The organism is Gymnodinialimonas sp. 202GB13-11 (assembly GCF_040932485.1).
Taxonomy (GTDB): Bacteria; Pseudomonadota; Alphaproteobacteria; order Rhodobacterales; family Rhodobacteraceae; genus Gymnodinialimonas; species Gymnodinialimonas hymeniacidonis.
This window is the reverse complement of record NZ_JBFRBH010000001.1, coordinates 1,547,229-1,572,391: the sequence shown is the minus strand read 5'-3', so window position 1 is coordinate 1,572,391 and position 25,163 is coordinate 1,547,229. Positions and strand designations below refer to the sequence as shown.

The following is a 25,163-nucleotide window of genomic DNA, read 5'->3' as shown; positions in this document are numbered from 1 at the left end:
GCTCAGAAAAACTGCACCAATGCGTCCCGCGCATCGGCGATATGGGTCCGCACACAGGCCTCCGCCGCGTCCGTGTCGCGGGCCAGGCAATGCTCCAGCAGCGCGCGGTGTTCGGCATTTGCCTTGGCCTTCAACTCCGGCCCGGCGGACACCATTGAGACATACCTGTCCGCGGCGTTGAATAGCATTTCCACATGGGCCAGCAGACGCGTCCGGCCCGACGGGCGATACAGCACCATGTGAAAGGCCATGTTCAGCGCGCCGAAGCCCTTCGGGTCCACCCCTTCGATCCGATCCTGGATATCTGCGGCCTCGTCAATATGCGCGTTCGTCAGATGCGGAATGGCCGAGCGCATCGCCAAAGCCTCCGCCGCTTCCCGCATGTCGTAGATTTCCACGAAATCGGCCCGGCTTAACTCCGCGACCCGGGCGCGCTTGTTGTCCTCTACCGTCACAAAGCCAAGCATCTGCAAATGCTTGATCGCCTCGCGGACGGGCATCCGGCTGACGCCAAACCGGCTCGCCAAATCCTCCTGAACCAGCGTGGCCCCCGGCGCGATGGCCCCTGTGACGATCTCCGCGCGCAGGTCTTCGACAAGGTCGGCGACCCGTCCGCGCGGCAAGGGCAGGGGGGCCAGATCGGCCAATTCTCGGATCGGTGCTTTCATGGGCTGCAGCCTAGCAGATTCAGCTTTGTTGACAAATATCTAAAACTGTATCCAATTATAAGAATGCGTATCCGCTTTCCTCTTCCCGTCCTTTGCCTGCTTCCGATACCGGCGCTGATGGCTCAGGAGGAGCAGGGCGAATTCTGCGTCCACGCGCCCCACGATCAGCTGTGCGCCACCTTCCCGCAGGACGTGCCGGAGTTCAGCGAATTCTTTGAATACATGGTGATTTCCGGCGCCGCGCAGGAACCGTTTGACCGCCACGCCTGGCAGGCCTTCGTCGCCCTCAACTGGCCCGAAATCGAACCGCAAACGGACCAACTCGGCTGGCGCGACTTCCCACGCCGCGATGCCGTGCTTGGCCGCGAGACCGCGCAATGCGCTGAACAGGCGGCCCAAGCGGAGGTCATCATCACCGACTTCGCCCAATCCGACGGGCACCCGCTGGTAGACCGCCACGGCAATTACATCCTCTACGAGACGCGCCTGAACCCGGTTGTGGCGGACCACATCCACGCGGAAAACCTCCACAACGCCGAAGGCCACGCCAATCCGGTCAACTTCCCCCACGGCCGCGACGCCGATAACCCGGCCTCCATATTGTTCAAATCCGCTTGGACAGTGCTTGAGGCCCCTTCCGACGATTACATCACCGCGCAGGGCCTTATCATCGTCCCGCCAGAGCAGAGCCTCACCGGCGCCCCTCTCTGCCTTGAGGTCACGCTCGGCCTTGTGGGCATGCACATCGTCACCAAGGTCGAAAGTGGCAATGGCGATGAATGGATCTGGGCCACGTTCGAACACCGCGCGAACGCCCCCATCGCAGCGGATGCGCGTGACATAAACGCGATTTACGGCAACAACCTTTTCCCGCAAGGCTGCATCGCGCCCGATAGTCCACCTGACCGGCTGCTCTATGACGCGACCCTCTCCACGCCCGCTAACACGCCGCCCGCCGCGGCCGCCCTCTGGTCCGCCACGCCGCCCTATGCGGTGGACGATACCGGCACCCCATTACCGCCGTCCCAAGTCGTGCGCTGCTGGGACATCTTCGCGCCGACGCAAGCCACCAACGCCCGCTGGCAGGCCGAACTCTTCGGCACGCCCCTTGAGCATTACATGCTCATCTCCGCCCAATGGCGCGGCGCAAATGCCAGCCCCTACATCGAACACGGAGAGCTTCCGCGCTTCCTGTCGAACGTCACGATGGAAACCTATATCCAGACCCATCGCGACGGCACCTGCCTTGGCTGCCATGCGGAGGCCACGACATCGGCGGGCGCATTTTCAGATTTCACCTTTGTCCTGCGGGAGGTCCCCGAATGATCCACCTTGCCGTGCTCCTGCTGCTGATCGCGACCCCAGCCACGGCCCAAACCTGCACGCTGACCCTCTCCATTCGGACCGAGGCGATCCACGGCGCCCACCCCGAAGGCACATCCCTCCAGGCCGAGCTCACCTTCACCCCAACCCGCCGGATGCGTATGGGTGCGGAGGCCACAGCGTACCTGACAGACGGCACGGTCCAGATCACCGGCCCCGACGGCACCGGCCTGACCGGGCGGCTCGGCGTGGTCCATATCGTCCGCGCGCCACATTGGGCCGATTACATGTCTTTCGACATCGTTGATGTGGCGGGCGATCTGGGCGGCGTCACCGATTACGAAGATCCGATGCTGCTGTCGTTCTATGCCGAACGGGGCGAGGTCGCCTCCTTCAATCTGCCGACCACGCAAGCTGCCTTCGATCAGTTCGACCGCCGCCAGACCTTTCAGGTCCACACGCCCGACACGATGTGGACCCTACCGGGCAGCGTGCACGACCCGTCCCTTACCTGCGAGCCCACCTGACTCGCACTCCGCGCCCGTTTCGCCGATAAGGCATAGAAACGGCGTGAAAGGGGAACGGGCATGGGCGATCACAAAACTGTCGGGTTATTCGGCCTCGGCGCCATGGGCTACGGCATGGCGCAATCGCTCCTGCGCGCGGGCCATGCGGTGCACGGCGCCGACCTCAACACAGACGCTGTCGCCCGCCTGCAATCCGAGGGCGGCGCAGACGGCACACCGCACACCGTTGCCGCCCAACTCGATGCCGTTGTAATTGTCGTCCTGAACGCCACCCAAACTGAAGACGTTCTATTTGGTGAACACGGCATCGCCCCCTTCCTGCGCAAGGGCGCGCTCGTTATGTCCTGCGCCACCGTCGCGCCGGACTTCGCCCGCGATATGGCCGCCCGGTGTGAGGCGCTTGACCTCCACTACCTCGACGCGCCCATCTCCGGCGGCATGGCCCGGGCAGCGGCTGGCGATCTGGCGATCATGGCCTCCGGCACGCCAGAGGCTTTCACCGCTGCCGATGCGGTCCTAAAGGCCACTGCGTCCACCGTGCACCATATGGGCGACGCGGTTGGCGCGGGCTCTGCCATGAAAGCGGTCAACCAGATCCTCGCGGGCGTCCATATCGCCACCATGGCTGAGGCGATGACCTTCGGCATGACCCAGGGCATTGATCCCGCCCGGTTCATGGAGGTCATCCCCCAATGCGCCGGAACCTCCTTCATGCTGGAAAACCGCGGGCCGCATATCGTAGATGGTGACTATACTCCCACTAGCAGCGTGAACATCTGGCCCAAGGATCTGGGCATCGTGCTTGATATCGCCAAGGGAGCGCGCTTTCCCGCGCCGATCACCGGCATCGCGCTTCAACAATTCGTGGCCGCCGCGGGCATGGGCCATGGGCATGAAGATGACGCCGCCGTCGCCAAGGTCTATGCCCGCGCCTCCGGCCTGACCCTTCCGGGAGAAGAGACATGAAAACCATCGCCCTTGTCGCCCATGACCAGAAAAAGGATTCGCTCGTCGCTTGGGCCAAGGCGCATGAAGCTGAACTTAGCCCCCATCGCCTATTTGCCACCGGCACGACGGGCGGGCGGCTGCAAGAGGAAACCGGCCTCAACGTCACGCCGTTGAAATCTGGGCCCTTGGGCGGCGATGCGCAGCTTGGCGCGATGATCGCGGAGGAGGATCTGCATGCCCTGATCTTCTTCATCGATCCGCTCTCGGCCATGCCCCATGACGTTGACGTTAAATCCCTGATCCGTCTGGCCATTCTGTACGACACCCTGATGGCAGTGAACGAGGCGACGGCCACGGGCATCATCCGCTCACTCGCCGATTGAGCCTACTTAAGTGACGGTTTTGTAACGGTTTTAGCTAGAACCGTCATAGACCTGTCACCGACTCCCCCTATGCCGATCTCAATGTCGCCGGGGCAGGCGCGTTTCATTTCGTTTGCGTTCGCGCACGCGCTGTGTAGGCTTCTCCCACGCGACATGATGATTGGGGGGATCGTGCCAGCGCACGTGCCTCTTTTCGAAAATGACACGACCTGCCCAATGAACGGCAGGCAGTCGCGGAAACGGCAGCCTGTTCCGGCTGCGGAGAGATGGGAGAAACGAATGACCCTTAAGACCACACTATCGCTTGGCCTTGCGGCCGGCCTCATGGTCGGTGGTGCCGCGCAAGCGCAGACCGAGATCGAATTCTGGCACGCCATGGGCGGCCAACTGGGTGAAACCGTCAACCAGCTGGTTGCCGATTTCAACGCCAGCCAGTCGGACTATGTCCTGACTCCCGTCTTCAAGGGCACCTACGAAGAAACTCTGACCGCCGCGATTGCCGCGTTCCGCGCGGGCGAACAGCCCAACATCGTGCAGGTCTTTGACGCCGGTGCTGCCACTGTTATCGGCGCACAGGGTGCAACGATCCCGGTTCAGCAGCTCCTCAGCGAGAATGGCGTTGAATTCGACATCGAAGATTACATCGCCGGCGTGCGCTACTTCTACGCCGACAGCGATGGCCAGATGATCGGCATGCCGTTCAACTCGTCCACGCCGATCCTCTATTACAATGCCGACGCGCTTGAAGCCGCTGGCGTTGAGCCGCCCGCCACCTGGGAAGAATTCGCCGAAGTGACCGGCCCCGCATTGCTCGAATCCGGCATCGCGCCGCTTGCGCAATCGCACCTGCCGTGGATCTTTACCGAGAACTTCTTCTCGCGCCACAACCTGCAGTTTGCCTCCAACAACAACGGCTATGACGGCACGGACACCGAGATCATGGTGAACCACCCCGCCATCCGCGCGCACTTCCAGGCGCTGGCCGATTGGCAGGAAGCGGGTCTGTTCAACTGGTACGGCACCGGCTGGGGCGACAACCAGAACCCGTTTGAAGCTGGCGAAGTTGCCATGTGGCTCGGCTCCTCCGGCTCGTTCGGTGGCATTGCGGACCGCGTGGAATTCAACTTCTCCGCCACCATGCTGCCCTACTGGGAATCGGTAACGACCGAACCCACGCAAACCTTCATCGGTGGCGCAGCGCTCTTCGCAATGTCCGGCTTCGATGCCGAGGAAAACGCAGCGACGGCGGCGTTCTTCGACTATCTCGACAGCGTCGATGCGCAGGTCATGTGGCACACTGAAACCGGCTATGTGCCGATCACCACGGCCGCCTATGCCGCCGCCGGTGAACAGGGCCATTACGAAGAATTCCCGGCTGCCGAGGTTGGCATCCAGCAGCTTTCGCTGCCCGCCGGTGATTACACCCGTGGCTACCGTATGGGCTTCTACGTCCAGATCCGTGACGTGATGAACCGCGAATACAGCCGCATCCTGACCGGTGAAGCCACCGTGGAAGAGGCGTTCGAGATCATCGAAGCTGAGGCCAACGATCTGCTTGAGCGTTTCGCGCAGACGCAGGGCTAAGCCAAACTATACCATTCGACGGGGGCCGAGCCATTCGGCCCCCGTTGCACCAACAAAAACGACACGACAGGGCCCCCATGAAACGCGCCGCCTTCGGCCATATCGGCTTTCCGATCCTGCTGCTTCTGCCGCAGCTTGTGATCATTGCGATCTTCTTCTACTGGCCCGCCGCCTATGCGGTGCAGTCGTCGTTCTATGCGCAAGACATGTTCGGGTTTACGTCGACCTTTGTAGGCGCTGAGAACTACACCCGCCTGATCGACTCGACCAATTACCTCAATGCGCTGAACTTCACGGTTATCTTCACCGTGCTCGTCACCTTCTTCTCGCTCGGCATTGCCCTTCTGCTGGCAGTTAAGGCCGACAAGGTGATCCGGGGCGCAAAGACCTACCGCACGCTTCTGATGTGGGTCTACGCCATCGCGCCGCCCGTCGCGGGCCTGATTGGCGTGATGCTGTTTGACCAATCGCGCGGCAACATCACCCAGCTTCTGGCTTTTTTCGGCTACGAATACCGTCTTGGCGTGAACTACTGGGATACCGCCACCGCGATGATCACCGTCTCGGTCTGGAAGCAAATCCCGGTCAACTTCATCTTCTTCCTCTCCGGCCTTCAGGCGATCCCGCAATCGGTGCGCGAAGCAGCGATGATCGACAATCGGTCCGGCACCAGCCGCTTCTGGGACATCACCTTCCCGCTGCTCGCCCCCACCGGCTTCTTCCTCCTGATCATCAACATCACCTATTCGCTCTTCGACACGTTCGGCATCATCGACACCATCGTGAAGGGAGAACCCGGGAACAATCCACTGACGCTCGTCTACCGCGTCTACGTCGATGGCTTCCGGGGCGGCGATCTGGGCGGGTCCTCGGCGCAATCGGTCGTCCTGATGGTCCTCGTCCTCATATTAACAATCGTGCAGTTCCGCTTCCTGGAACGCCGCATTCACTACACGTAAGGGGGCAGGGATATGGCTGACATCACTGAAACCCGCGTCACGACCGCCACAACCACACGCACCCGCAAACGCATCCGCTGGGATCATGTGGCCGACCACGCGATACTGATCGCCGGCGCGCTTTTGATGCTGGTGCCCGTCTACATGGTCTTCGCGACCTCGTCGTGGGACGCCATCACCGTCCACCGCGAAGGCATGCAATTCGGCTTCTCCGACCAACTCGGCACCAACTACGACGCGGCCCTGTTCGAATACGGCGGCTTCACCGACGCGGTGAATGGCGTGACGATGCTGGCCAACTCCCTGATCCTTGGCTTGGGCTTTGCCATAGGCAAGATCGTCGTCGGCATGATGGCCGCCTATGCCATCGTCTACTTCCGCCTCAAGTTTGCGACCCTCGCGTTCTGGATGATCTTCACCACGCTGCTCCTGCCCCTCGAAGTGCGCATCCTGCCATCGTATGAGATCATCACCTCGATCACCGTCTTCGGCCTTTACGAAAACGGCATGGGCAACAGCTATGCGGGCCTTATCATCCCGCTCATCGCGTCCGCCACGGCGACCTTCTTCTTCCGCCAGTTCTTCCTGTCGGTGCCCGAGGAGTTGATCGAGGCCGCGCGCATCGACGGGGCAGGGCCGGTCAAATTCTTTATCGACATCCTCGTGCCCCTCTCGCGCACCATGATCGCGGCGATGTTCATCATCATGTTCGTCTTCGGCTGGAACCAATACCTCTGGCCCACACTGATCACGACGGATGAGAGCCTCTTCACCCTCGTGCGCGGCATCCGCCAGATCGTGCAGAGCTACGCCGACGGCTCCGAGACGCCCGATTACGGGCAGGCCGCAGCCCTCGCCATCATCGCGATGACACCCCCGGTCCTCATCGTCGTCTTCTTCCAAAGCTGGTTCGTGAAGGGCCTGACGGAATCCGATAAGTAAAGGCAACAAGAATGGCACAAGTCACACTCAATCAGGTCCGCAAGGTCTACCCCAACGGCGCCGAGGCGCTGGAACCCTCCACCTTCACCATCCCAGATGGTGAGCTTTGCGTGCTCGTCGGCCCCTCGGGCTGCGGCAAATCCACGATGCTGCGCATGGTCGCGGGGCTGGAAGATATCACTGAAGGCGAGGTCTCCATCGGCGACCGTGTCGTCAACGATGTCGATCCCGCCGACCGTAACATCGCCATGGTGTTCCAGAACTACGCGCTCTACCCGCATATGACCGTGGCGCGGAACATGGGCTACGGCCTCAAGAACCGCGGCATGGACAGGGGCGCGATCTCCGCCAAGGTGCGCGAAGCGGCTGAGATGCTGAACCTCACCGAGTTCCTCGACCGCAGGCCATCGCAACTCTCCGGCGGCCAACGCCAACGCGTCGCTATGGGCCGCGCCATCGTGCGGGAACCGGACCTGTTCCTGTTTGATGAGCCGCTGTCGAACCTCGACGCCAAACTCCGCAACCAGATGCGGATCGAAATCCGCGCCCTGCAACGCCGCCTCGGCACCACCGCCATGTATGTAACCCACGATCAGGTCGAGGCCATGACCATGGCTGACCGCATCATCGTGCTCTCGAATGGGCATATCGAACAGATCGGCACCCCGAACGAGATCTACGAACACCCGGCCTCCACCTTCGTGGCGAGCTTCATGGGCGCGCCGCCGATGAACCTTCTGGAGGCCAAAGCGGGGCAGGGGCGTGTGACCCTCAAAGGGGGCGAGGTTATCCCCCAAGCGGGCGTCAACGGCCACGCCGGCACCATCACGGTCGGCATCCGCCCCGAAGATGTCACGCCGTCACCGCAAGGCGACCTGACCTTCAACGTCGACATCATCGAGGAATTGGGCGCGCAACGGCTGCTCCACGGCCAGATGGCGGGGCAGGCGTTCTCGGTAGCGGTCCCGAAGGATCAAGAAGCCGAAACTGGCGAAATGCGCCTCGCGCTGAAGCCAAACGCCGTTCATTTGTTTGATGCGGGCGAGGGGCGGCGGCTCAGCTAACTGGAAATCTCGAGATTTCCGCATGGTGGCTTCTCGACGCGGCAAGGGCGACGCACCCTGCCTATAATCTACAGCCTTGCGAAGTATGGGCTGCGGAGATTCGAAAAAGCAAACTTGAGAAAGTGATGGACATTTGCGAAAGGAGGAAACACTACCCACGGACTTGAAATCGCGTTTGCGAAATCACTTCTTCGTCGGAATGCGCATAAATCGTGTACCACCCGGCTTGGAATGCGATGCTTACTCGATCGCGCCCTGCTCGATTTGGAGCAAATAGTGACGGCCCTAGTTCTATTGTCCGAATCTCATATTGCCTGACAGGACAAGTCGGTGCAGCGCAGGATTGTATATCCCCGTTTGGATATCTGATTACAATTTGGAAGTCTTCCGGATAGGTACTGCCACTGACCAAGCGAGCACGAATTTGAATCTCGCCAACATCGCTTCCGAAAAGGGGCGACGGTATTGTGGAACCGTTCTGATATGCTGCGACCTCAATATCTAAAGGAGGAGCAACAGGCGTTGCGGTTCGCAAAACCCAGAAAACCACAGCAACTGAAACGGCTATAATTCCAAAAAAGAGGAGCGTACCGGGACTCTCATGGTCATTCACCGTAGCCGTTTGCGAAGCCACATTATACGATGTGGAATGACGATACCTTGTCTTATCCTTTGGCTTGGTTAAAATCTGCGATATGTTCGCCGCGTGGTCTATCCTCCGTCGATACTCGTAATCACTTTCAAACAAGCCTCTTTTATATGTTTCGTCTGATTGCTCGTTCAAAATGCGCTGATTTGCCTCTTTGCGAACCCTTGTATTATAGTCAGTATCGTTTTCAAAGAGCCCTTGTCGGGGGGAATTTTCGGTTGAGTGATTAATGATACTTTCGTTGGCTTCTTCTTCGAGCCTGTATCTATAGTCGGATTCACTTTCAAAGAGACCCTGTCGTGGTGGCGAACCCGTGTTTCCCGAGATCGTATATTCATCTGCCTCCTTAGCGACTCTTTCAGAGTAATCCCTATCGCTTTCGAAAAAGCCTTGGGACGGCTCAGAGCCTGTTGACTGGCTGATCGTTTTCTCATTGGCTTCCAGCTCCATCCGATCTCTGAAAGCCTCATCACTTTCAAACAGGCCTTGCTTCGCACTCATAGCGATCTCCCTTCGTTTGGGTGACGTCACGCCCGATACTGCAACTAAGGCTATTTCGTATGCTCTCATCAAGCATTGTTGCTAAATTTCCTACAAGGCACTCCTGGAACCGAGCTCCCCTCGGTGTCGAGGTTTGTGTTGGCCCACAATTGGGTAAGAGATATTGAGGCCCGCCTCTGCAGCAGCGCCGATTACCTTTGGTCTGCGGATTTGATGCGCCGCCAGTCGTTTGCGGCAAGGTGAGATCCCCGTCATACTCCGCCAAAACCACCGCACGAAAGCCCGCCATGACGCTCGCCCACCGCCCCTGGGTTCCGACCCACTCGGAAACGCTCGTCCAGACCATCGCCAGCCAAACGACCAATGCACCAACCCCCGATATCGCCGCGCGCCTCACCGCCCTCGGCGAGGAAAACCGAGCCATCCACGAGGCGCGGTGTTTCAACCTCAACCCCGCCACCAACGTGATGAACCCCGCCGCCGAGGCGCTGCTTGCCAACGGCATGGGCACGCGTCCGTCGCTTGGCTACCCCGGCGACAAGTACGAGATGGGTCTGGAAGCGATTGAGGAGGCCGAGGTGATCGCTGCGGCGCTCGCGGCGGAGGTCTTCAATGCCCGCTTCGCCGAGATCCGCGTGGCCTCTGGCGCGATGGCCAACCTCTATGCCTTCATGGCGACCTGCAACCCCGGCGACACCATCCTCGTTCCGCCCGCCGAGATCGGCGGGCATGTCACCCATCACATGGCGGGCTGCGCGGGACTGTTTGGGCTTAACATTCATGAATATCCGGTTAACGCGGATCGCTATACCGTGGATATTCAAGGGCTTAGAGAATTGCTCACGCGTGAGCAGCCCGCCCTAATCACCCTTGGCGGCTCCCTCAACCTGCTCCCCCATCCCGTGGCCGACGTCCGCAAGATCGCCGATGAAGTGGGGGCGAAAGTCCTGATGGACGCCGCCCATCAATGCGGCCTCTTCGCTGGAAAGGCCTGGCCCGATCCCTTGGCCGAAGGAGCCCATCTGATGACGATGAGCACCTACAAAAGCCTCGGCGGCCCCGCTGGCGGCCTGATCGTGACCAACGACGCAGAACTTGCGGAGCGGCTCGATTCCATTGCCTTTCCCGGCATGACCGCGAACTTCGACGCCTCCAAATCCGCGGCCCTTGCACGAACATTGCTGGATTGGCGCGAGCATGGGGCGGCTTACGCGGCCAAGATGGTCGAGATTGCGCAAGGGCTGGCTAAAGCGCTGAGATCAGAAGGTATCCCGGTCTTTGAGACGGCGGAGGGGACAACCCAAAGCCATCAATTTGCGATCCTCGCCCATGAGTTTGGTGGAGGGCAGGCGGCGTCGAAACACCTCTACAAAGCCGGTTTGATTGCCTGCGGGATAGGGGTGCCCACGCCCGAGATTCTCAATGATATGAACGCGATACGCATCGGGACGCCTGAGATTGTCCGTTGGGGCGTGGGGCAGGGCGAAGGTGAGGTGGCGCAACTGGGCTCTCTCATTGCGCGTGCGCTACGCAGTGATACGCCCGAAACCATGGCGCGGGAAGTTGCTGATTTCAGGTCGAAATTCCGTAGCTTGCACTACGTAGGCTGATGCACATCACATGTTTTTGAAAATCATTCGCAATTCTTGACTTCTTGCGAATGCCTCGCATATTCAGATGCGACGGCGTTTTTCTTTGGAGTCTTGCCAATGACGCGCACATTGCCCGCCATTTTGCTTTCAACGGCCCTTCTGCCCACAAACCTGTATGCGCAGGAGCAAATCTCGGTTGTTGCCACGACCGGTATGATCGCCGACGCCGCGCGGGTGATTGGCGGAGATTTCGTTGACGTTCAGGCGCTTATGGGGCCGGGCGTCGATCCGCACGCCTACCGCCAGACCCGGTCTGACATTGTGGCGATCGCCCGTGCGGATTTGGTTCTGTGGCACGGCCTTTACCTTGAAGCACAGTTGGAAGAGTTCCTTTTGGAGCTGGCCGAGACCAACAGGGTCATTCCGGTCGCCGAGGCGCTGGACTCTTCCAGTCTGATTGCGTCGGAGAATTACAGCGATCAATTCGATCCGCATGTCTGGATGAACCCTTACCTTTGGGCCGGCGTCGTGCAGGAGGTGACGGCAGCTCTTTCTGAGAGCGCTCCAGACGCCGCCGAAAGCTTTACCGCAAATGCAGAGGCTTACGGCGAACAGGTCGAGGCACTGGCGGTGTACTCGGAGCAGGTCTTGTCTACCGTGCCGGAACAGGCGCGTGTGTTGGTCACGGCCCATGATGCATTCAATTATTTTGGGGCGGCCTACGGTTTTGAAGTGGTTGGCATTCAAGGCATTTCCACGGAATCGGAGGCCGGTCTTCAGCGTATCGGTGAACTCGTGGACCTGCTTGTTGAACGCGATATCGGCGCTGTCTTTGTCGAAAGCTCTGTTTCTGACCGCAACATCCGCGCGCTGATCGAAGGGGCTGCGGCGCGGGGCCATGAGGTCGTGATCGGGGGCGAATTGTTCTCGGACGCAATGGGCCCGGATGGCACCTATGAGGGCACATGGATCGGCATGATCGACCACAACGTCACCACCATCGCCCGTGCCCTTGGTGGCGAAGTGCCGGATGGCGGAATGCAGGGGGCGCTGACGCTGAACTGAGATGGCAGACCTGACCCTGATCCAATCGCCTGAACCACTAGACGCTGCCAGCCCTCTCGCCGTGCGGGGTTTGACCGTCAGTTATGGCGAAAAGCCAGCGCTGTTCTCGCTGGATGCGACCTTTCCGGTCGGGGCGATGTCAGCGATCGTGGGGCCGAACGGGGCCGGGAAGTCGACCTTTCTGAAGGCAGCGCTTGGTCTGATCCCGAAAGTCTCGGGCGAGGTGAATGTGTTTGGCCGGGAGGTGGACCGCGTCCGCGACCGCATCGCCTATGTGCCGCAGCGTGCCAGCGTGGATTGGGATTTTCCGACGACGGCACTGGATGTCGTCTTGATGGGCCTTTACGGGCAGGTCGGGCTGTGGCGGCGGATCACCGGGGCGCATAGAGCGAAAGCACGCGGCTGCCTTGATCGCGTGGGCATGGCCGACTTTGCGGACCGACAGATCGGGCAGCTTTCAGGTGGCCAGCAGCAGCGTGTTTTCCTGGCTCGTGCCTTGGCGCAGGAGGCTGATCTTTTCCTTTTGGATGAACCTTTTGCCGGTGTGGACGCCGCGACAGAGGCGGCGATCATTGAGGTCTTGAAGTCCCTCAAGGCCGAAGGGCGCAGCGTGGTTGCAGTGCACCATGATCTGAGCACTGTGGCGGATTATTTTGACCATGTAATGCTGGTCAACCTGCGCCGCATTGCCGAAGGGCCGGTGGCCACAACCTTCACGGCAGAGACGCTGGCTGATGCCTATGGCGGGCGGCTTGGCGCCGTGCAGATCGACGCGCTTTCTCTGTCGGAGGCATGATGTCGGCCTTTCTGGACGCCTTGTTCTTTCAGGCCGGGTACAATGCGGCCCTCGTGGCGCTTGGGGCCATGCTCTTGGGGTTTGCGGCGGGCGCGGGCGGCTCTTTCCTGTTTTTGCGCAACCGCGCGCTGGTGTCCGATGCTGTGGCCCATGCTACGTTGCCGGGCGTAGGCTTGGCGTTCATCGTAATGGTCGCGCTCGGAGGTGATGGACGCTCGCTGATCGGGTTGCTGGCGGGGTCTGCGGTTTCGGCGTGGGTTGGACTTCTGGCGGTGGAGTGGATGGTGCGCCGTACGCGCCTTTCCGAAGACGCAGCAATTGGCGCGATTTTGTCCACGTTCTTCGGGCTTGGTGTTGTACTTCTGACCGTCATTCAGGGCATGAGCCGGGGTCGGCAGGCGGGGCTGGAGGATTTTCTGCTTGGCTCGACCGCGGGCATGCTTTTGCAAGATGGGTTGCTGATTGCAGGGGGCGGCATGGCAGTGGTGTTCGCCATCTGGCTCTTGCGCCGCCCAATGACGCTGGTGGCGTTCGATCCAGCCTTTGCGGCAGCGCGGGGCGTCGACGTGCGCCGGGTCGATTTGGCGATGATGGGCGTGGTTTTGGCCGTCACAGTCGTGGGGCTGAAATTGGTTGGCCTGATCCTGATCGTGGCGCTGTTGATTATCCCGCCCGTCACGGCCCGGTTCTGGTCAGACCGGGCGGAGAACGTTGTTTGGATTGCCGGCGTGATTGGCGGCGTGTCCGGTTGGATCGGTGCGGCCATCTCTGCGACGGCTCCAGCCTTGCCGACAGGCCCCATTATCGTGCTGGTGGCCACTGGCCTGTTCGCGGTGTCTCTTCTGTTCTCACCGACGCGCGGCGTTGCGGCGGCCGTCATCGCGCGCAGAGCCTTTCAGACACGGGTTCACCGGCGTCAGGGGTTGCTGGCGTTGGCGCGGAATGAGCCGATCTATGATCGCCTAACCCTGAAAATCCTGAGGTCCGAGGGGCTCTTGCGGCGTGACGGGGTCGCTACCGAAGCCGGGCAGGCGGCCTGTGCCCGTATTGCCCGCGATGAACGCCGTTGGAGTGTGGCGCGCCGTCTGCACAAGGACACAGCTCTTACCGGGCGCTATGACGGGCTGACGCCCATCGACGATGTGTTCACCGAGGATGAGATCACTTGGATCGATAGCCAGGTTCTCAGCGAAGGGGCAGCATAATGGGGGCCGAGTTCGTCCAGTTTTCGCTGACCCCGATCCTGATTGGCGTGTTTGCCGCGATTGCTTGTGCCTTGCCGGGCAATTTCCTGATCCTGCGAAGGCAGGCGTTGATTGGCGATGCGATCAGCCATGTTGTTCTACCGGGGATCGTCGTTGCGTTCTTGATCACTGGTGTGGTTTCGACTTGGCCGATGCTGCTCGGGGCCGCAGGGGCCGCACTTGCAGCTGTTCTGTTGATCGAGGCCGTGCGCCGATTGGGCAAGATCGAACCGGGAGCGGCGATGGGGGTGGTCTTCACCTCGCTTTTCGCGGCCGGTGTTTTGTTGTTGGAGCAGTCGGATACTTCGAGCGTTCATCTTGATGTTGAACACGCACTGATGGGCAATCTGGAGCAGTTGATCTGGCTGCGCGCGGATGGCTGGGGATCGCTGCTGGACCCGGTCGCATTGTCCCATCTGCCGCCTGAGCTTCCGCGCATGGCGGTGGCGGCCGCCCTGATCGCTGTATTGACTTGGCTGTTCTGGCGACCGCTCAAACTGTCGAGTTTCGATGAAGGCTTTGCGCGCGCCCTTGGGATGCCCGTCAGTGCCATTGGCCTCGGCCTTGTGACGGCCGCAGCGGTTGCAGCGGTAGCAGCCTTTGATGCCGTCGGCTCCATCATCGTGATCGCGATGTTCATCTGTCCGCCCGCGGCTGCGCGTTTAATGACGAACCATCTTGGGCGTCAGGTGGGGTGGAGCGTCGTGTTTGCCACGGCCTCAGCGATCCTGGGCTATGTTCTGGCGGGCTACGGCCCGCTCTGGCTTGGGGCGTCCAATTCGGTTTCAGCGGCGGGGATGGTCGCCGCCGTCTCGGGCGTGATCCTGTTGTTGGCCTGTCTATTCGGCCCCGCCCGGCACCGGGTAGGCGTGGCCGCAGGCGGATAAGCCTTGCCGCCCCGCGCTGGCTGGATACGGTGCGGTATGACCAAGCCCGAGAACCCCGAAGATGATGGCGCGCGCATGTCGTTTGACGGCGCAATGAGCTATGGCGATTACCTTGCGCTCGACCCGATCCTTGGGGCCGCGCAACCCAAAAGCCGGGCCCATGATGAGATGCTGTTCATCATTCAGCATCAGACCTCGGAGCTGTGGATGCGGCTGGCCTTGCATGAGTTGAACGCCGCGCGTGAGGCACTGATGGCCGACGATTTCCCGCCCGTCTTCAAGATGCTGACGCGGGTGGCACGCATCTTCGAGCAACTCAATGGTGCGTGGGATGTGCTGCGTACGATGACACCCTCTGAATACACAGCGTTCCGCGAAGATCTGGGCGAGAGTAGCGGGTTCCAGTCGCACCAATACCGACTGATCGAATACATCCTCGGCAATCGGAACACGGCGATGATGCGGGTGCATGAACATCGCCCCGCGCTCCACGCGATGCTGGCAGCCGAACTGACGCGCCCGTCGCTATATGCTGTGGCCATTGCCAAGCTGGACTCTGAATTGCCGCGGCCTGCACTGGACGCGCCGCATAAGCCTGTTCCGGCCATCGAAGATGCGTGGGCCAGGGTTTACCGTGATCCGGCCGCGCATTGGTCGCTCTATGAACTGGCTGAGAAGCTGGTTGATCTTGAAGATTACTTTCGCCGATGGCGCTTCAACCACGTCACAACTGTCGAACGCATCATTGGTTTCAAACGGGGCACCGGAGGCACGTCTGGCGTGCAATATCTGCGCCGTATGCTCGAAGTCGAGCTGTTTCCGGAGCTTTGGAATGTAAGGGGGCAGCTATGAACTTGCCGATGAAAGACAGATTTGAGCTGCCCGAGGGCATGATCTACCTCGACGGGAACTCGCTAGGGCCGCTGCCCAAGGGTGTGGCTGCGCGGGTTGGGCGGATGATGTCGGATGAGTGGGGTGCGAACCTGATCAAGGGCTGGAATGTGGATGGCTGGATGGCGCAGCCGAGCCGCGTGGGCGACATGGTGGGCCGGATCATCGGCGCGCCCGAGGGCTCGGTAGTAATGGGGGACACACTTTCGCTGAAGGTCTATCAGGCGCTTTCTGCGGCGCTTCAGATGCGGCCAGAGCGGAAGGTGGTTCTGTCTGACAGCGGAAATTTCCCGACCGATCTGTACATGGCCGAAGGCCTGTTGCGGCATCTGAGGCAGGCACATGAATTGCGGGTTGTCGCGCCGGAAGAGGTCGCAGATGCGATCACCGGTGACATCGCTGCCGTGATGCTGACGCAGGTGGATTACCGGACGGGCCGGATGCACGACATGAACGCCATCACTGCCAAGGCCCATGGGGCAGGGGCCGTGATGGTCTGGGACCTGGCGCATTCTGCCGGGGCCGTGCCGGTGGATATGGCAGGCTCAAACGCCGAATTCGCTGTGGGCTGTACCTACAAATACCTGAATGGCGGACCGGGGGCGCCGGCCTTCATCTACGTGCGCCCGGATCTGGCCGACAGCATCGACCCGGCGCTGGCGGGTTGGCTGGGGCATGAGGCGCCTTTTGCCTTTGATCTCGACTACCGGCCCGCGCCAGGGATTGAACGAATGCGTGTGGGCACGCCGCCGGTTCTGCAGCTTGCCGCCTTGGAAGAGGCGATGAAGATCTGGGGTGAGGTGGACATGGTCGACATTCGTGCCGCCTCCATCCGGTTGTCCGAGCTGTTCGTCGCTGAGGTCGAGGCGCACTGCCCAAACCTGCGCCTTGCCAGTCCGCGCGATGCGGCGGTCCGTGGAAGCCAAGTCTCTTTCCACTTTGAGAACGGGTACGCCGCCATGCAGGCGTTGATTGCACGCGGTGTCATCGGGGATTTCCGCGCACCAGACATCATGCGCTTTGGGTTCACGCCGCTCTATCTGGACGATGCAGATGTGAAGAGGGCCGTTGCTATACTGGCCGAGATCCTGCGCGACCGCCTTTGGGATCGTCCCGAGTATCTGGCCCGGCAGCGCGTCACATAAGAAATACATATTGTATTCACGCCGGGTTCGGGTCTAGCGTCCGCCCATGGCTGCTGATCATCTTTCCCCCCGAAACCGCAAGGCCGCGCTGGCCGACCATCTGCGTGCGGGCATCTTGACGTTGGAATACCATCCGGGCAGCGACCTGGATGAAGTCGCGATTTGTGAGCGTTTTGGGCTTAGTCGGACGCCCGTGCGCGAGGTGTTTCGTGACTTGGACGGGGCCGGTTTTGTCGAACTGCGCGAGAACAAGGGCGCGCGGGTGGCGGCGCTGTCGCATACGACCTTGCGCGACTTTTTCCTTGTCGCGCCGATGATCTATTCCGCGATCCTGCGGATGGCTGCCGGTAACGCTACCGCAGCCCAAATCAAAGACCTCAAGGCAGCGCAGAACGCCTTCACTGCAGCCCTGCGTCAAGGCAGCGCGGCGGAGCGCGCGCTGACAAATTCGCGGTTCCATGAAATCACTGGCGAGATGTCGGGCAGCGTCTATCTGATTCCGTCCTTCCAGCGTTTGCTGATCGACCATGCGCGGATCGGGATGACCTTTTATCAGCCCAAGAACCAGCAAATGGCGGACAATCTGGCCAAGGCCAGCGAACACCATGACCAAATCATCGCGGCCATCGAAGCCGGGGATGAGGACGCGGCGGCGGCGTTGGCCGAGGCGCATTGGGCGCTGAGCCGCGATGAGATTGGACGGTTCGTCCTCCCCGCGCCCCTCGACCTGGGCCTTGGCGATGACATTGCGGGTGGAGGCGCGTCTTGACCCCGATATTCCACTTCGACGGCATCTACACGCCGGTTTTGACGCCTTATGCGCCCGATGGATCAGTGCATTGGGACCGTCTGGCGGATGTGGTGGAATGGCTGGTCGAGAATGGTGTGAACGGCCTGATCTCGGGCGGGTCTACGGGCGAGAATTACGCGCAGACCGTGGTGGAACGGATTGAGATTGCGCGTTTCACGCACGAACGGTTGAAAGGGCGGCTGCCGCTGGTCGTGGGCACGGGCGCTATGCTGACCGATGACAGCATCGCCTTGGCGACCGATGCGCGGGAGATGGGGGCGGATGCGATCCTGCTGGCCTCACCGCCTTATGCGGTGCCCACGGATCGGGAGAATGCCTTGAACGCGCTGGCGATTGATCGGGCGGCGAACCTGCCGGTGATGCTGTACAATTATCCGGGCCGGACGGGCACATGCATGGGCGAGGAATTTCTCGACCGGGTCGGTCGGTCGCGCAATTTCTGTGGCATCAAGGAAAGCTCGGGCGATATCAACCGCGTGCACCTGCTGGCCCGCGATTACCCCCACATCCAGCTTGGCTGCGGGATGGACGATCAGGCGTTGGAGTTCTTCGCCTGGGGCGCGCCGTTCTGGGTCTGCGGCGGGTCGAACTTCCTGCCGCGCGAGCATGTGGCGCTCTACAAGGCCTGCGTGATCGAGGGCGATTTCGCCAAGGGTCGGCGCATCATGTCGGCGCTTCTGCCGCTGATGCGGGTGCTGGAACAGGGCGGGAAGTTCGTGGCGACGATCAAGTATGGCGTGACGATGCAGGGGATTGATTGCACCGATGTGCGCGCGCCGTTGAAGCCTCTCAACAAGGACGACAAACGCGCGTTGGAGCAGGTGGTGGCCGTGGTCAAACGCACCGTTGCGGCGATCGAGGCGGAGGGCTGAGCGATGGATCTTTTGACGGCAGAGGAATACCGCGCGCTGGCGGCGGAGTTGAACCCGCCGACGGGCGCGTTCATCGACGGCGGGTTCCGGCAAGCGGCGTCGGGCAAGACCTTCGATAGTGTGAACCCTGCAACGGGGGCTGTGGTGGCTAAGGTCGCTTCGTGCGGGCCCGAAGACGTGGACGTTGCGGTAGAGAAGGCGCGGGAGGCGTTCGACGATGGCCGCTGGTCGCGTCTGCATCCGGCCGAGCGAAAGGACGTTTTGATCCGTCTGTGCAAGCTGATGGCCCGCAATGCGCGTGAGCTGGCGGTGATGGAGAGCGTGGATTCAGGCAAGACGATCTTCGATTGCGAAACCGTCGACGTGCCAGAGGCGATAAACTTCATCAAGTGGCACGCGGAAGCGATTGATAAGATTTACGATTCCGTTTCTCCCGCCTCAGACGATCACATTGCCATGGTGGTGCGGGAGCCTGTGGGTGTGGTGGGCTTGGTCCTGCCGTGGAACTTCCCGCTTTTGATGATGGCGTGGAAGATCGGCCCGGCTTTGGCGTCTGGCTGTTCGGTGGTGTTGAAGCCCGCGGAAGAGACCTCACTGACTGCCTTGCGCTTGGCAGAACTGGCGATGGAGGCGGGCGTGCCGCGCGGTGTGCTGAACGTCCTGCCGGGGATGGGCGCAGATGTGGGCGAACCCATCGGGCGGCATATGGATATCGACGTGGTGTCGTTTACCGGATCGACCGAAACGGGGATGAAGTTCCTCTCCTATGCTGCTGAAAGTAATGCGAAGGAGGTCGTGCTTGAGATGGGCGGGAAGAACCCTGCTATCGTGATGGACGACGCCGAAAATCTCGACCGTGTGGCCGCGCATATCGTGAATGGCGCGTATTGGAACATGGGGGAGAACTGCTCCGCTACGTCGCGGTTGATCGTGCATGAGGCGGTCAAGGCGCCGTTGCTTGAGCGGATCGAGGCCCATGCCCGCGAGTGGCCGGTCGGCGACCCGCTCGACCCCGAGGTGCGTGTTGGGGCGCTGGTGTCAAAAGCGCATTTCGATAAGGTTGCCAGTTATCTAGACGCCGATCTTCAAGTGATATTCGGCGGTGAGGCCAAGGATGGATTTGTTGCGCCAACCTGCATTGAAACGGATGCGTCCAGCCCGCAGGCGACCGAGGAAATCTTCGGGCCGGTCCTGTCGGTCCTGACCGTTTCCAGCTTTGATGAGGCCATCGCACTGGCCAACGACACGCCTTATGGCCTCTGCGCCAGCCTGTTCACAGCCAACGCCAAGCGCGCCATTCGGGGCGCGCGGATGCTTAAGGCGGGCACCGTGACGGTGAACAGCTTTGGCGAGGGCGACATCACCACGCCGTTCGGAGGCTGGAAGCAATCGGGTTTCGGTGGGCGCGACAATGGCTTGCAGGCCCATGACCAATACACGCAGCTTAAGACCATCTGGATCGACCTGAGCGATGATGGCGATGAGGCGGTGGATTGAGCCGTTACGTCGCCCGGCGGTTGCCGAAACATCGGGGCGAGGCCGCTTGGGCAAGCATCCTGGGGGCCGGTCCCGCGTATCCGCGTCTGGAAGAAGAGATTATGGCGGATGTCGTTATCGTCGGTGCGGGCTTTGCCGGGCTGTCAGCAGCGCGGCGGGTTGCGCAGCTACGGCCAGAGGCGCGCGTGGTTGTGCTGGAGGCCGGGCAGATTGCGGAAGGGGCGGCGGGGCGAAATTCCGGCTTCATGATCGATCTGCCACATGAGTTGACAAGCCACGATTATGCCGGTGCGGGGGACGATCGGGCGCAGATTGCGATGAACCGGCACGCCATCGCCTTCGCGCGGGATGCGGTTGAGGAGCACGGCATCCGCACGGATTTCTTCGACCCGGTGGGCAAGGTGAATGGCGCGGTCGGTGAGGGGGCAGACAGTCAGAACCGAAGCTACGCAGCACATCTGGATGCGCTTGGCGAACCTTATGAGTGGCTTGATGCGCAGGCGATGGCTGAGATGACGGGCAGCACCTACTACCGATCCGGCCTTTACACGCCGGGCACGGCGATGCTGCAACCGGCGGGATACATCCGCGGGCTGGCAGCGGGTTTGTCTGCCGCAATTCATGAGCACTCGCCCGTTATTTCCATCAAGCGGATCGGTCACATCTGGCGTGTGCAGGTTCCCAAAGGCGGTGTCGCCGCGCCGCAGGTTATCCTTGCCACGAACGGGCATGTGGAGAGTTTCAGCATCGCTACCGGACGGCTGATGCACGTGTTCCTTTATGCGGCGTTTACGCCCGTTCTGCCCGAGGGTGCGGTTGGCGGCGCGGCGCGGTGGGGGATAACGCCATCGGACCCAATGGGCACCTCCATGCGGCGGATTGATGGGCCGCAGGGTGGAGATCGTATTCTGACGCGGACGGTGGCAACGTTGCGGTCAGGGATGAAGGCGTCGGAGGCGGATCTTGCGCGGGCCACAGCGATCCAGCAGGCGAAGTTCGACGCTCGGTTTCCGGAGCTGGCAGGCTTGAAACCGGAATACACTTGGGCCGGGCATCTCTGCCTGTCGCGCAACGGGGCGTCGGTCACCGGCGAGGTGGAGGAGGGGCTGTTTACCGCTTGTGTGCAGAACGGCCTTGGCACGGCGCGTGGGACTTTGACGGGCATCGCGGCGGCGGAGATGGCTTGCGGTATAGCCACCGAACTGACGGCGCACTTTCAGGAGGAGGTCGTGCCGCCCCGTCTGCCGCCACAGCCGTTCCGCGATGCGGTCGGCAATGCCGTGATCCGCTGGAAAGAGCGCCGCGCCGAGCTGGAGTAGTGGCTTAGGTCATTCGCTCGGTGTGGCCGTCGACCGCCAAGACCTGTCCGCTGACCTTTTTCGCGGCGTGCGAGGCGAGGTAGAGCGCGCTGTCTGCAATGTCGTCGGCATTGACCCAAGTGCGCATGGATGTGCCTTCAGCGTAGAGCGTGCGGACCTCGTCTGCTGGCACACCGCGCGCGTGCGCTTCCATGGCCACGACCCGTTCCATCCGGTCGCCGTCAACCGCGCCGGGGCAGATGGCATTCGCCGTGATGCCGTGTGGCCCAAGCTCCATCGCGAGGGTCTTGGTCAGGCCGATGATGCCCCACTTTGCAGCCACATAAGGCGCGCGCGTGGGCACGCCGAACAGGCCGGAGGTGGAAGAGGTAAGGATGATCCGTCCGCTGCCTTGCGCCTTCATATGCCGAGCGGCCCATCGGCAGGCCAGGAAAGCCCCGTCGAGGTTGGACGACAGACACGCCTGCCATGCGGCATAGTCAATGTCTTCGATCGGGGCGGCAGGGCCACCTGTGCCGGCGTTGGCGCACAGCACGTCGACGCCACCGAACGCGCCGTCCACTGCATCGAAGAAGGCCTGCATCTGCGCCTCATCGGTGACGTCCGCGCCCATGCCGAGGCCATCAATCTCGGCCGCGACAGCTTCCGCTGCGGCACCATCCAGATCACATACCGCAACCTTCGCGCCCTCTGCCGCGAAGCGCCGTGCCAGCGTGGCCCCGATGCCCCCGCCGCCAGCTGTGATGACGACGCGTTTTCCGGCGAGGCCGGTCATGCCGTTTGATTCAATGCATCTGCGGCCGGAATCTCCCGCTCGCGGCGGGCGATGTAGTCCAACAGGGCTTCGTTCACGCCTTCATCCAGCTCCGGTTCCTCATAGGCGTTGAGCAGCTTCTTGGCATAGGTTAGCGCACGTTCGGTGATCTCGACCGATCCCTCAGCCGCCCATTGCTCGATGGAGTTGTTATCGAACAGTTCGGGCATGAAGAACGCCTCTTGAAACGTTTCCTGCGTGTGGGGATGGCCAAGGTAATGGCCGCCGGGGCCAATGTCTTTCACCGCATCGAGTGCCATGTCGAAATCGTGCCACTTCGGCCCCTCCGCCATGCGATAAGCCATGGCGCATTGCTCGGCGTCGACCACGAATTTTGCGACAGAGCAATGCATCCCAGCCTCGTTCCAACCCGCTGAATGCCAGATATAATTTGCGCCGGAATGCATGACGGCGGAGAGCGTGTGGGCGCTTTCATAGCCTGCTTGCGCGTCAAAGGTTTTGGCCCCGCCAAGCGTGTTCGAGGTGCGCCAAGGCACGTCATAGTAGCGCGCCATCTGGCCGATCATGAAGTTCATCAGGCTGATCTCGGGTGTACCTGCCATGGGGGCACCGGATTTCATTGAGACGGTGCTGAGGTAGTGGCCGTAGATCGCCGGTGCGCCTTTTCGCACGACTTGCGTGTAGGCCAGTGCGCTCAGGGCCTCGGCGTTCAATTGCGCGACGGTGGCCGGAACAGAGGCAGGCGTGTTCGCTCCTCCAAGCACGAACGGGGAGCAGAGGATCGGCTGGTTCGCGCGGGAGAAGGCGCGCAGTGCGCCGAGCATGGTTTCGTCCCACACCAAGGGCGAATTGCCGTTGCAGTTTCCGGTGACGACGGGGTGGCTCTCCATAAAGTCCGCGCCGAAAAGGATGCGGCACATGTCGATAACATCTTCGGCGTTCTTGGGGCTTGTCGTCATGCCCATGAACGTCTTGTCGGAATGTTTCATCGAGGAATAGGTGATCCGCAGGTGGCGCTGGCTGATCGGGTGATCGTAGGGCTCCACGATGTGATGCGCGCTCGAATGCAGCGCGGGCAGCATGTGGCTGAGTTTGTGAAACATCGCCAGGTCGTCGAGCATCGGGTTGCGGCGTTTGTCTTCCAGATCTCGGAGGTAGGGCGCTCCGGTCATGGGCACGAAGATCGACCGCCGCCCGCCAAGCGGCACGTTGTTGGCCGGGTTGCGGGCGTGGAACGTGAAGGTGGAGGGGATGGTGGCAATCAGCTCTCGCACCAGACCGCGATCGAGATAGACCATTTCGCCTTCGACCTTGGCGCCTGCAGCTTTCCAATCGGCCAGCGCGATGTCGTCACGGAACTGAACGCCCACGTTTTCGAGGATGTGCATGGAGGCTGCATCGATCCGTTCAACCTGCGCGCCGTCCATGACTTCGGTGAAGGGAAGCGTGTTCTCCAAACCCGGGAGCATGGTGACATCAATGGCTTGCCGCGCGGCGCGGCGTGATGCGCGGCCTCCGGCGCGGGTGCGCGTTGCGGTGTCGGTCATGGTCAGCCTCCCATTTGTATACAAAACGTATACATCGGAGTTTCAGGCGACTAGCTAGATTCCGAAACCCTTTGGTTCAGCGCCGACATCCGGGGCTAGCGGCGATCAAAGATACGGGCTGCGATGGGCGCGCCGAGGATAACGGCGATGATGCGAAGAAGGTGGTGTGCGACGACAAAGGCCACATCTGCGCCAACGACCAGCGCAAGAACCGTCATCTCGGCCTGACCACCGGGTGCGAAGGCCAGAAGAGCCTCAAGATGCGGGGCAAGATCCCAAAACACGGCAAGTTCGGCGAAGGCCAGGGCGAGCAGCAGGATGATAACGCAAAAGCCGAGCGCAGCGGCCACGTCGCGGCGCACCTCGTGGCCTGTTACACCGGAATACTTTGTGCCCACGACCATGCCGATGAAGAACTGCGCGGCAAAGATAGCCTCTGCCGGGGGGCGGGATTGCAGGAGGCCCGTTATCGCGAGCAGGGCGGCGACGATCAGGGGGCCGAGGATCGAGGCACCGAACAACCCAATCCGCTTCGCGCCTTGCCAACCAACCAAACCTGCGGCGACCATCAGTAACAGTTGCGCGGGGGCGATGGAGCTAGCGGGCGCGCCGGGTGGATTGGTCAGGTCAACCTCCCACCCGAGGCTAAGCACGAAGGGCAGGAGCATGACGATGACCAAAACCCGTGTGGCATGGATCAGCGACAGCGCACGGACATCGCCGCCTGCTTCCTCTCCGAAAACCAGCATGTCCTGCAGGCCACCGGGCATGGCGGAGTAGTAGCTGGTGGCAAAGTCAAAGCCCCAAAGCCGCACAAAATAGGGGATGCCGACCGCGCCGATGGCGGCAATCATCAATGGGATCATGGCCAGTGTGGGCCACATCGCGCCCATCGACAACACAACCGGAAGCGTCAGCGTGGCTCCGACAGCGACACCCAGAATGGCCCGCATCGCATCGTTCACGACCGGTTGGCCGCGCAGATCGAGGCCCGCCAATGCGGCGATCAAACATGCCGTGATCGGGCCAAGCAGAAACGGCAAAGGCAAAGACAGCAGATAGAATGCGCCGACGCCAAGGGCCGAAATGAGGTAAGTGCGCGCGAGGATCAGCAAAGGGCGAGACCGGGTGGGGAGTGTGCTTCAGCTATAGCGGTCCGACGATCCAATTGGTA

24 protein-coding genes are annotated in these 25,163 nt (G+C 61.4%); 19 read left to right on the top strand and 5 right to left on the bottom strand.

The annotated features are described in order from the left end of the window. Window positions 1-2: 2 nt before the first annotated feature. Window positions 3-668, bottom strand: coding sequence for a GntR family transcriptional regulator (locus V8J81_RS07900; RefSeq protein ID WP_368475204.1), 666 nt, complete (start codon window positions 666-668; stop codon window positions 3-5). A gap of 63 nt (window positions 669-731) precedes the next feature. Here V8J81_RS07900 and V8J81_RS07895 point away from each other — a divergent pair, with 63 nt between their 5' ends. From V8J81_RS07895 to ugpC, 8 genes are all read left to right on the top strand, one after another. After that, entirely contained in the window at window positions 732-1,994 is a 1,263-nt protein-coding gene (locus V8J81_RS07895) for a hypothetical protein (RefSeq protein ID WP_368475203.1), read from the top strand. Continuing rightward, the gene (locus V8J81_RS07890) at window positions 1,991-2,518 is read left to right on the top strand and encodes a hypothetical protein (protein WP_368475202.1); all 528 of its coding nucleotides are present in this window, start codon (window positions 1,991-1,993) and stop codon (window positions 2,516-2,518) included. The genes V8J81_RS07895 and V8J81_RS07890 overlap by 4 nt, the downstream gene beginning before the upstream one ends. Window positions 2,519-2,578: 60 nt before the next feature. Beyond that, window positions 2,579-3,484 carry an L-threonate dehydrogenase gene (gene ltnD / locus V8J81_RS07885; RefSeq protein WP_368475201.1) on the top strand — a complete coding sequence of 302 codons (906 nt, stop codon included), beginning with the start codon at window positions 2,579-2,581 and terminating at the stop codon, window positions 3,482-3,484. Then, on the top strand, window positions 3,481-3,849 hold the full coding sequence (locus tag V8J81_RS07880; RefSeq protein WP_368475200.1) for a methylglyoxal synthase: 369 nt from the start codon (window positions 3,481-3,483) through the stop codon (window positions 3,847-3,849). Before ltnD ends, V8J81_RS07880 begins: the two co-directional genes overlap by 4 nt. Window positions 3,850-4,128: 279 nt before the next feature. Beyond that, the gene (locus V8J81_RS07875) at window positions 4,129-5,433 is read left to right on the top strand and encodes an extracellular solute-binding protein (RefSeq protein WP_368475199.1); all 1,305 of its coding nucleotides are present in this window, start codon (window positions 4,129-4,131) and stop codon (window positions 5,431-5,433) included. A 77-nt stretch (window positions 5,434-5,510) separates the two neighbouring features. Next, window positions 5,511-6,392, top strand: coding sequence for an ABC transporter permease subunit (locus V8J81_RS07870; protein WP_368475198.1), 882 nt, complete (start codon window positions 5,511-5,513; stop codon window positions 6,390-6,392). Window positions 6,393-6,404: 12 nt separating this feature from the next. Further along, on the top strand, window positions 6,405-7,334 hold the full coding sequence (locus V8J81_RS07865) for an ABC transporter permease subunit (protein ID WP_368475197.1): 930 nt from the start codon (window positions 6,405-6,407) through the stop codon (window positions 7,332-7,334). An 11-nt stretch (window positions 7,335-7,345) separates the two neighbouring features. Then, entirely contained in the window at window positions 7,346-8,398 is a 1,053-nt protein-coding gene (gene ugpC, locus V8J81_RS07860; protein ID WP_368475196.1) for a sn-glycerol-3-phosphate ABC transporter ATP-binding protein UgpC, read from the top strand. Between the two features lie 151 nt (window positions 8,399-8,549). Here ugpC and V8J81_RS07855 read toward each other — a convergent pair whose 3' ends face one another. Further along, the gene (locus tag V8J81_RS07855; protein WP_368475195.1) at window positions 8,550-9,548 is read right to left on the bottom strand and encodes a hypothetical protein; all 999 of its coding nucleotides are present in this window, start codon (window positions 9,546-9,548) and stop codon (window positions 8,550-8,552) included. Between the two features lie 287 nt (window positions 9,549-9,835). On the opposite strand from V8J81_RS07855, the gene glyA reads away from it, so the two are divergent. The 11 genes from glyA (at window position 9,836) to V8J81_RS07800 (ending at window position 21,667) form a co-directional block, all read left to right on the top strand. Further along, window positions 9,836-11,158, top strand: a complete 1,323-nt coding sequence (gene glyA / locus V8J81_RS07850) for a serine hydroxymethyltransferase (protein ID WP_368475194.1) — start codon at window positions 9,836-9,838, stop codon at window positions 11,156-11,158. Between the two features lie 99 nt (window positions 11,159-11,257). After that, window positions 11,258-12,205 carry a metal ABC transporter solute-binding protein, Zn/Mn family gene (locus V8J81_RS07845; protein WP_368475193.1) on the top strand — a complete coding sequence of 316 codons (948 nt, stop codon included), beginning with the start codon at window positions 11,258-11,260 and terminating at the stop codon, window positions 12,203-12,205. Window position 12,206: 1 nt separating this feature from the next. Further along, window positions 12,207-13,001 (top strand): metal ABC transporter ATP-binding protein, encoded by a 795-nt coding sequence (locus tag V8J81_RS07840; RefSeq protein WP_368475192.1) that lies wholly within the window; start codon window positions 12,207-12,209, stop codon window positions 12,999-13,001. Continuing rightward, window positions 13,001-14,206: a metal ABC transporter permease gene (locus V8J81_RS07835; protein WP_368475191.1), complete on the top strand. Its 1,206-nt coding sequence runs from the start codon at window positions 13,001-13,003 to the stop codon at window positions 14,204-14,206. Before V8J81_RS07840 ends, V8J81_RS07835 begins: the two co-directional genes overlap by 1 nt. Next, window positions 14,206-15,132, top strand: coding sequence for a metal ABC transporter permease (locus V8J81_RS07830; RefSeq protein ID WP_368475190.1), 927 nt, complete (start codon window positions 14,206-14,208; stop codon window positions 15,130-15,132). Before V8J81_RS07835 ends, V8J81_RS07830 begins: the two co-directional genes overlap by 1 nt. Window positions 15,133-15,168: 36 nt before the next feature. Then, window positions 15,169-15,984: a tryptophan 2,3-dioxygenase gene (locus V8J81_RS07825; RefSeq protein WP_368475189.1), complete on the top strand. Its 816-nt coding sequence runs from the start codon at window positions 15,169-15,171 to the stop codon at window positions 15,982-15,984. An 8-nt stretch (window positions 15,985-15,992) separates the two neighbouring features. Further along, complete coding sequence (gene kynU / locus V8J81_RS07820) at window positions 15,993-17,168, top strand: kynureninase (protein WP_368475188.1); 1,176 nt, start codon at window positions 15,993-15,995, stop codon at window positions 17,166-17,168. 46 nt (window positions 17,169-17,214) lie between these two features. Beyond that, the gene (locus tag V8J81_RS07815) at window positions 17,215-17,937 is read left to right on the top strand and encodes a GntR family transcriptional regulator (protein WP_368475187.1); all 723 of its coding nucleotides are present in this window, start codon (window positions 17,215-17,217) and stop codon (window positions 17,935-17,937) included. Beyond that, window positions 17,934-18,851, top strand: coding sequence for a dihydrodipicolinate synthase family protein (locus V8J81_RS07810; RefSeq protein ID WP_368475186.1), 918 nt, complete (start codon window positions 17,934-17,936; stop codon window positions 18,849-18,851). Before V8J81_RS07815 ends, V8J81_RS07810 begins: the two co-directional genes overlap by 4 nt. A 3-nt stretch (window positions 18,852-18,854) precedes the next feature. Then, window positions 18,855-20,348: an aldehyde dehydrogenase gene (locus tag V8J81_RS07805; RefSeq protein ID WP_368475185.1), complete on the top strand. Its 1,494-nt coding sequence runs from the start codon at window positions 18,855-18,857 to the stop codon at window positions 20,346-20,348. Continuing rightward, the gene (locus V8J81_RS07800) at window positions 20,345-21,667 is read left to right on the top strand and encodes an NAD(P)/FAD-dependent oxidoreductase (protein WP_368475184.1); all 1,323 of its coding nucleotides are present in this window, start codon (window positions 20,345-20,347) and stop codon (window positions 21,665-21,667) included. Before V8J81_RS07805 ends, V8J81_RS07800 begins: the two co-directional genes overlap by 4 nt. 4 nt (window positions 21,668-21,671) lie before the next feature. On the opposite strand, the gene V8J81_RS07795 is transcribed toward V8J81_RS07800, so the two are convergent. From V8J81_RS07795 to V8J81_RS07785, 3 genes are all read right to left on the bottom strand, one after another. Further along, window positions 21,672-22,442, bottom strand: coding sequence for an SDR family oxidoreductase (locus tag V8J81_RS07795; protein WP_368475183.1), 771 nt, complete (start codon window positions 22,440-22,442; stop codon window positions 21,672-21,674). Then, a complete protein-coding gene (locus V8J81_RS07790) occupies window positions 22,439-23,989 on the bottom strand; it encodes a trimethylamine methyltransferase family protein (protein ID WP_368475182.1) in 1,551 nt (516 codons plus the stop codon). The genes V8J81_RS07795 and V8J81_RS07790 overlap by 4 nt, the downstream gene beginning before the upstream one ends. 95 nt (window positions 23,990-24,084) lie before the next feature. Further along, the gene (locus V8J81_RS07785) at window positions 24,085-25,104 is read right to left on the bottom strand and encodes an AbrB family transcriptional regulator (protein ID WP_368475181.1); all 1,020 of its coding nucleotides are present in this window, start codon (window positions 25,102-25,104) and stop codon (window positions 24,085-24,087) included. Window positions 25,105-25,163: the final 59 nt, after the last annotated feature.

Bases quoted from the DNA above. Each gene is read 5' to 3' on its own strand.
- V8J81_RS07900 (WP_368475204.1), bottom strand. From the start codon at position 668: ATGAAAGCACCGATCCGAGAATTGGCCGATCTGGCCCCCCTGCCCTTG.
- V8J81_RS07895 (WP_368475203.1), top strand. From the start codon at position 732: ATGCGTATCCGCTTTCCTCTTCCCGTCCTTTGCCTGCTTCCGATACCG.
- V8J81_RS07890 (WP_368475202.1), top strand. From the start codon at position 1,991: ATGATCCACCTTGCCGTGCTCCTGCTGCTGATCGCGACCCCAGCCACG.
- ltnD (WP_368475201.1), top strand. From the start codon at position 2,579: ATGGGCGATCACAAAACTGTCGGGTTATTCGGCCTCGGCGCCATGGGC.
- V8J81_RS07880 (WP_368475200.1), top strand. From the start codon at position 3,481: ATGAAAACCATCGCCCTTGTCGCCCATGACCAGAAAAAGGATTCGCTC.
- V8J81_RS07875 (WP_368475199.1), top strand. From the start codon at position 4,129: ATGACCCTTAAGACCACACTATCGCTTGGCCTTGCGGCCGGCCTCATG.
- V8J81_RS07870 (WP_368475198.1), top strand. From the start codon at position 5,511: ATGAAACGCGCCGCCTTCGGCCATATCGGCTTTCCGATCCTGCTGCTT.
- V8J81_RS07865 (WP_368475197.1), top strand. From the start codon at position 6,405: ATGGCTGACATCACTGAAACCCGCGTCACGACCGCCACAACCACACGC.
- ugpC (WP_368475196.1), top strand. From the start codon at position 7,346: ATGGCACAAGTCACACTCAATCAGGTCCGCAAGGTCTACCCCAACGGC.
- V8J81_RS07855 (WP_368475195.1), bottom strand. From the start codon at position 9,548: ATGAGTGCGAAGCAAGGCCTGTTTGAAAGTGATGAGGCTTTCAGAGAT.
- glyA (WP_368475194.1), top strand. From the start codon at position 9,836: ATGACGCTCGCCCACCGCCCCTGGGTTCCGACCCACTCGGAAACGCTC.
- V8J81_RS07845 (WP_368475193.1), top strand. From the start codon at position 11,258: ATGACGCGCACATTGCCCGCCATTTTGCTTTCAACGGCCCTTCTGCCC.
- V8J81_RS07840 (WP_368475192.1), top strand. From the start codon at position 12,207: ATGGCAGACCTGACCCTGATCCAATCGCCTGAACCACTAGACGCTGCC.
- V8J81_RS07835 (WP_368475191.1), top strand. From the start codon at position 13,001: ATGTCGGCCTTTCTGGACGCCTTGTTCTTTCAGGCCGGGTACAATGCG.
- V8J81_RS07830 (WP_368475190.1), top strand. From the start codon at position 14,206: ATGGGGGCCGAGTTCGTCCAGTTTTCGCTGACCCCGATCCTGATTGGC.
- V8J81_RS07825 (WP_368475189.1), top strand. From the start codon at position 15,169: ATGACCAAGCCCGAGAACCCCGAAGATGATGGCGCGCGCATGTCGTTT.
- kynU (WP_368475188.1), top strand. From the start codon at position 15,993: ATGAAAGACAGATTTGAGCTGCCCGAGGGCATGATCTACCTCGACGGG.
- V8J81_RS07815 (WP_368475187.1), top strand. From the start codon at position 17,215: ATGGCTGCTGATCATCTTTCCCCCCGAAACCGCAAGGCCGCGCTGGCC.
- V8J81_RS07805 (WP_368475185.1), top strand. From the start codon at position 18,855: ATGGATCTTTTGACGGCAGAGGAATACCGCGCGCTGGCGGCGGAGTTG.
- V8J81_RS07795 (WP_368475183.1), bottom strand. From the start codon at position 22,442: ATGACCGGCCTCGCCGGAAAACGCGTCGTCATCACAGCTGGCGGCGGG.
- V8J81_RS07790 (WP_368475182.1), bottom strand. From the start codon at position 23,989: ATGACCGACACCGCAACGCGCACCCGCGCCGGAGGCCGCGCATCACGC.